This window comes from Kitasatospora sp. NPDC056138 (assembly GCF_042264695.1).
Lineage (GTDB): Bacteria > Actinomycetota > Actinomycetes > Streptomycetales > Streptomycetaceae > Kitasatospora.
Window position 1 is genome coordinate 1 of sequence record NZ_JBHJVK010000156.1, and the last position, 2,309, is coordinate 2,309.

The 2,309-nt window shown below is 67.5% G+C and carries 1 protein-coding gene and 1 pseudogene; one reads left to right on the forward strand and one right to left on the reverse strand.

Going from position 1 to position 2,309, the window contains the following annotated elements; all coding sequences use genetic code 11:
• Positions 1 to 29 precede the first annotated feature (29 nt).
• Entirely contained in the window at positions 30 to 788 is a 759-nt protein-coding gene (locus ACFC1R_RS38690) for a transposase family protein (protein ID WP_375946410.1), read from the reverse strand.
• A 621-nt stretch (positions 789 to 1,409) separates the two neighbouring features.
• Here ACFC1R_RS38690 and ACFC1R_RS38695 point away from each other — a divergent pair.
• A pseudogene (locus tag ACFC1R_RS38695) lies at positions 1,410 to 2,283 on the forward strand (IS5 family transposase).
• The last annotated feature ends 26 nt before the right edge of the window (positions 2,284 to 2,309 follow it).

Here is a 2,309-nt window from a genome sequence, read left to right on the forward strand (position 1 = left end):
CTAGGGCCTGTTGCGAAAGTGCTGGTCAACTATTCAGGTGGGCGATGCCGTGTTCGACCGGCATGCGGCATAAGGAGTGTTCGAAGCGGGCCTGGTCGTGGTGGGCCATGAGCCACTGGACCTGCTCGAGGTACTTGCCGCGACGTTTGCGGGGCGGGGTGACCACCCTGGCCGCAGGTCTGGGCGCCCAGGCCCTGGTAGCCGGCGTCAGCGAGGATCTCCAGGTGGATGGTGTCGGCGAGCAGGTCGACCAGGCCGGCGTCGCGGTCCTGGGTGATGTCGGCGACCGACCCGGCCCGTACCTCACCGCAGAACAGCACCCGGCCGCGGTCGTCGGTGACCACCAGCGCCTTCATGGCGTTCATCCGACTCTTGCCTGACACGAAGCGGTTCCGGCCGGGCCGGTTGGCCGCCGGACGGCGGACCCGGATCTCGGTCGCATCGATGATCCCGGTCTGTCCGGTGGCGCCCAGGCGGGCGATCACGTCCGCGAGGGTGCGAAGCCGAAGGCCGGGTGGGATGCGGCAGCCGCGCTCGGCCAGCAGTGGGCGGATCTCGCCGATGGCGCGGGCGACGGTGGAGCGGTTCACTCCGAACCAGCAGGCCAGGACGTCGTGGGTGACGCCGTGCCGCAGGTGGACGAGGGTCGCCAGGAGCCGGTCGACGAAGACCAGCTTGTACTTCGCTCCGGCGCCGACCGCCCGCCGACGCGGCCGGTTGCGGAGTTCGGCATCATGCCGGGCTTGCCAGACCGGCCCCAGCTCGGCCACCAGGTCAGCGATCACCACCGGCGACAAGCCGGTAATCCGACGCTCCGAGACGATCAATGCACGTGCCGCGATCCCCACCACGGATGGCCCAACGAGCCCGCCGCCTGCAGGCCACGGCTAACCATGCACGAGGTCGTTTTAGACGACCCCGGCCCCGACGGAAGACCCCTGAGCACCAGGCCACTGAGTGGCCACGGACTTGCTGGCACCCCCATGAAACTCAGCAGCCGCGTGCCAGCCCAGCCCGAGCACCGACAACGAAAGCACCGCCGAAGCGGCGACAGCGGTCAGCAGTTTCTTCTTACCGTTGTTCATATGTTCCCCTCAGCGCCTCAACCAGCCGACAGGAGCCGCCAGAAGCCAACTCCCCGCTGGTCAGGCGGTCGGTTATACGATGGGGCGTCAGACTAACATGGCATGCACATGCATTCCGTGACTGCGCCATCATCTACCGTCGACCGGGTACACGGTCTTGGCGACGGCAGAACGCCACCAACACCAACCAACGTCAGGTGAACTGGCAGTTCACCACCCACGACGCACGCATCAAGCTGCGCCACCTATATCCCAAAAATTAGCCGCGAAATTCTACTAGGGTCTGTTGCGAAAGTCGATCAAGGTTGTGCATGATCGCGTGTCGTGGCGCGTGGGGACCTGACGGATCGGCAGTGGGCCCGGCTGGAGCCATTGCTGCCGCTGGGGAAGAAAACGGGGCGGCCGCCGGTGTGGCCGCGCCGACAGCTGATCGACGACATACGGTGGCGGACCAGGGCCGGCACGCCGTGGCGTGACATCCCCGAGCGGTACGGCCCGTGGGACCGCGTGTACGACCTGTTCCGCAGGTGGCAGCGCAACGGCCCTGGAAGCGGATCCTCGAGCAACTGCAGGCCGAGGCCGACGCGAAAGGCTCGATCACATGGGACGTCAGCGTGGATTCCACGGCGGTCCGGGCCCATCAGCACGCCGCCGGAGCGCGTAAAAAAGGGCTCTGCAGCGGGAGCCGCCCGGCGGCGTCGACACTGAGCCCGACGACCACGCCCTCGGCCGGTCCCGCGGCGGACTGACCACCAAGATTCACCTCTCGGTCGAGCACGGCCAGAGGCCGATGTCGTTCCTGATCGGCGCCGGGCAGCGGCACGACAGCCCGCAGTTCCAGCCCGTCCTCGAGCGCATCCGAGTCCCCCGCGTCGGACCGGGCCGGCCCCGCACCACCCCCGACAAGGTACGGGCCGACAAAGCGTACGGCTCCCGCGCCAACCGCTCCTACCTGCGGCGACGCCGGATCGGCTGCACGATCCTGGAGAAGGCCGACCAGGTCCGCAACTGAAAGAAGCTCGGCTCCCGAGGCGGCCGGCCGCCGAAGTTCGACAAGGACGACTACAAGACGCGCCACGCCGTGGAGTGCGGGATCAACCGGCTGAAACGCCACCGGGCCGTTGCAACTCGCTATGACGAGCTCGCCGTCCGCTACGAGGCAACAGTGCTGGTCGCGGCCATCAATGAATGGCTTTGACCAGCACTTTCGCAACAGGCCCTAGT